We start from the raw sequence: 3,358 nt of genomic DNA, 5'->3' as shown, positions 1-3,358 counted from the left end.
CGCCACCGCGGCGGCGGCGTTGGCGAGATGGACGCAGGCTTCCAGCGGCTGGCCGGCGGAGAGCGCCACCGCGAGCGCCGCGAGCGCCGTGTCGCCGGCACCCGAGACATCGAACACCTCGCGCGCCTTGGCCGGCACATGCAGCACCCGGCCGCCGCGGCGCCAGAGCGTCATGCCCTTCTCGGCGCGCGTCACCAGCACGTCGCCGCCGAACTGGGCGGAGGCGGCTTCCGCCGCGCGGGCGGCCTCCGCATCCGGTGGTGTCGGGCAGGCCGGTGGCGGCGGCGAGCTCGCTGCGGTTGGGCGTGACGAGGCTGGCGCCGCGATAGGCCTCGAAGGTGCGCCGCTTCGGATCGACCACCACCGGCACGCCGGCCGCCTCGGCGGCGGCGATGGCGGCGGCGATCACATTGTCCGAGAGCACGCCCTTGGCATAGTCGGACAGCACCACGACGCGGGCGCCGCGCACCGCCTCGGCCACCGCGCCGATCAGCGCCTCCAGCATCTGCGGCCCCGGCGGGGCGATGGTCTCGGCATCGATCCGCACGATCTGCTGGCGCCCGCTCATGACGCGGGTCTTGGTGATGGTGGGGCGGCCGGGGTCGCGCACCAGGAGATCGAGCACGATGCCCGGATGGGCGCCCAGCGCCGCGGTGAGCAGGTCGGCCTCGCGGTCCCGGCCGACGAGCCCCACCAGCGTCACCCGCGCGCCGAGCGCGGCCGCATTGGCGGCGACGTTGGCCGCGCCGCCGGGGACGATGCGCTCGTCGCCATGCACGAGAACCGGCACCGGCGCCTCGGGCGAGATGCGCGAGACCGAGCCGGTGATGTAGCGGTCCACCATCACGTCGCCGATGACGGCGATGGGACCCGGCGCACCTTCAGGCACCATGGCGCAACCCTCCCTGTGCGGTGCGGCTCACGGCGTCGCCTCGTTGCGGCCGGACAGGTGGCCGGTGACGTAGGATGCGACGCCCTCCTCCAGCGAGGTGAAGGGCGCGGCGTAGCCGGCCGCGCGCAGCTTTCCCATCTCCGCCTGGGTGAAATACTGGTAGGCGCCGCGCAGGTGCTCCGGCATGTCCACATAGGTGATGCGCGCGCCCGGCCGAGCGCCGCGAACACCGCCTTGGCGAGGTCGGCGAAGCTGCGCGCCTGCCCCGTGCCGACATTGAAGATGCCGCTCACCTGCGGGTTCTCCAGCAGCCACTGCACCACGGCGACGCAGTCGCGCACATGGATGAAGTCGCGCAACTGGCCGCCGTCGCCATAGGCCGCGTTGTGCGACTTGAACAGCGTCACGCTTTCGCCGGCAGCGGCGGCGGGGTGGATCTTGTGCACCACCGAGCGCATGTCGCCCTTGTGGGCCTCGCCGGGGCCGTAGACGTTGAAAAAGCGCAGGCCCGCATATTGCGGCGGCCGCGGCGGCCGGCCCGCACGTCGGCCATGATGCGGCGATCCACGAACAGCTTCGACCAGCCATAGGGATTGAGCGGCGCGAGGCGCGCCAGTGCGCCGTCGTCGTCCGCATCCGCGAAGCCTTCCGCGCCGTCGCCATAGGTGGCGCCGGAGGACGCGAAGATGAAGGGCAGGCCCTTCGCCGCGCACTGCGCCCACAGGTCCAGCGTCGCGCGGATGTTGCGGGCGACGATCTTGTCGCCGTCGCGCTCCGTGGTGGCCGAGATCGCGCCCATATGGACGATGCCGCCGAGCCGGCCGCCCTCGCGCGTCACGAAGCTCTCGACCGCCTCCGGCCGGATCACGTCATGAAGCGGGATGTCGGCGATGTTGCGCCATTTCGGCCCGTCCTCCAGCCAGTCGGCGACCACCACGCGGCGGCCGTCCGCGGCGAGCGCGCGGGCGATGTTGGAGCCGATGAAACCGGCGCCGCCGGTCACCAGCATCAGGTCGCGGCCAGGGCCGCGGGAAGCGTCATGGGGCTCGGCACCTCGCAATGGTGCCGCCGATGTGCCACGCCGCCTCGCCGCTTGTCCATAAGGCCGGCCCGGCGCGGGCCTCAATGCGGCGCCGACAGATCCCTCAGCGCCCGCCACACGATCGCGGCCTCGAAGTCGGCGAGGCACGGCGGCCCCTCGATGGTGGCGGGGGCGATGCGGCAGCGGCCCTTCTCGCAGGGCGCGCAGTCGCGCCGCGAGATCAGCTCGCGCACCCGCGCGCCCACGAGGCCTGTGAGACGCGGGTCGGTGGGACCGTAGAGGCCGACCGTGGGCACCCCGAAGGTCGGCGGACAGATGGCCGAGCCCGGTATCGACGCTGACCACCCCGGCGGCGGAGGCGATGAGCGGAATGAGCGTCTCCAGCGGCTGGGGCGGCAGCGGCTCGACCGCCGGGCGGCCGTCGGCGATGGCGGCCGCCCCGCGCCGCCTCCGCCGCACCCTGGGTGAACACCAGCGCCTGCATGCCGGCGCGCTCCGCGTCCGCCGCCAGCGCGCGCCAGCCGTCGACGGTCCAGGTCTTGGTGGGCCAGGTGGTGCCGTGGAGAAAGACGAGATGCGGCGGGTCGCCCTTCGGCTGCGGCAGCGGCCGCAGGCCGGTGTCGAGCGGGCGGCCCTCCAGGGAATAGCCGAGCGCGGCGGCGAAGAGCTTGCGGATGCGTGCCGCCATGTGCTCCACCTCCGGCACCCGGTGGCGGCCGTGATAGGCGATGGCGGCGAGCCCCTCGCGGGCGCTGTCGCGATCGAAGCCGTGGCGCGGGCCTCGCGCGAGCATGGCGACGAGCGCGCTCTTCACCAGGCCCTGGGCGTCGATCACCACGTCGTTAGCCGCCGGCCGGCCAGCAGGCGGCGGACGCCGGCCGCCTCCCCGCCCGCGAGCGCCGCCAGCGGCCGCTTCTTCAGACGCCGCAGAGGCACCGCGATGGTCTCGCCGACCGCCGGATGAAGCCGTGCGATGGGCGCGAACGCCTCCTCCACGGCCCAGTCCACCTCAAGGCCCGGCACCGCCTGCATGGCGTCGGTCAGAGCGGGGAAGGTGTGCACCACGTCTCCGAGCGAGGAGAGCTTGACGACCAGCACCCTCATCGGGCGATGCGCTCGGCCGCCTCGAACACCTCGCCTGCGTCGATGCTCTCCAGGCAGGCGAGCGTGCCGAGCGGGCATTCGCGCTTCATACAGGGCCGGCAGGGCAAGGGCCGCGAGATCACGCGGGCGTCCGGCGCGGTGGGCGGCGTCATCTTCTCGGACGAGGAGCCGAACACCGCCACCACGCGCCGGTCGAGCGCGCTCGCCACGTGCATGAGGCCGGAATCGTTGGTGACCACCACGTTGGCGCCCGCCAGCACGGCGGCGGCCTCCATAAGGTTGGTGCGGCCGGTGAGGTCGTCGGTTCCCGGCGCCGCGGC

Annotated in this window: 4 protein-coding genes and 4 pseudogenes; all 8 read right to left on the bottom strand. The window is 73.6% G+C overall.

Translation table 11 applies throughout. The features are described from left to right. A partial coding sequence (locus AC2W7M_RS22400) for a PfkB family carbohydrate kinase (RefSeq protein WP_486135026.1) occupies positions 1–195 on the bottom strand: 195 nt, incomplete at its 3' end. 127 nt (positions 196–322) lie between these two features. Then, positions 323–844 (bottom strand): annotated as a pseudogene (locus tag AC2W7M_RS22395) (PfkB family carbohydrate kinase); the annotation flags it as partial. Between the two features lie 75 nt (positions 845–919). Then, positions 920–1,904: pseudogene (rfaD, locus tag AC2W7M_RS22390) on the bottom strand (ADP-glyceromanno-heptose 6-epimerase). A gap of 110 nt (positions 1,905–2,014) precedes the next feature. Beyond that, positions 2,015–2,167 carry a hypothetical protein gene (locus AC2W7M_RS22385; RefSeq protein ID WP_486135028.1) on the bottom strand — a complete coding sequence of 51 codons (153 nt, stop codon included), beginning with the start codon at positions 2,165–2,167 and terminating at the stop codon, positions 2,015–2,017. Between the two features lie 130 nt (positions 2,168–2,297). Then, positions 2,298–2,393, bottom strand: a pseudogene (locus AC2W7M_RS22380) (hypothetical protein); the annotation flags it as partial. A 40-nt stretch (positions 2,394–2,433) separates the two neighbouring features. After that, a pseudogene (locus AC2W7M_RS22375) lies at positions 2,434–2,727 on the bottom strand (glycosyltransferase family 9 protein); the annotation flags it as partial. 38 nt (positions 2,728–2,765) lie between these two features. Then, entirely contained in the window at positions 2,766–3,038 is a 273-nt protein-coding gene (locus tag AC2W7M_RS22370) for a hypothetical protein (protein WP_486135024.1), read from the bottom strand. Then, positions 3,035–3,358 (bottom strand): glycosyltransferase family 9 protein (locus AC2W7M_RS22365; protein ID WP_486135022.1); only part of this gene is annotated, 324 nt, incomplete at its 5' end. The genes AC2W7M_RS22370 and AC2W7M_RS22365, both read right to left, overlap by 4 nt.

The sequence above is a fragment of the Xanthobacter sp. BG11Y11_SDJG genome, from assembly GCF_057364445.1.
This window is presented reverse-complemented; position numbering and strand designations above follow the sequence as displayed.

Bases quoted from the DNA above. Each gene is read 5' to 3' on its own strand.
- AC2W7M_RS22370 (WP_486135024.1), bottom strand. From the start codon at position 3,038: ATGAGGGTGCTGGTCGTCAAGCTCTCCTCGCTCGGAGACGTGGTGCAC.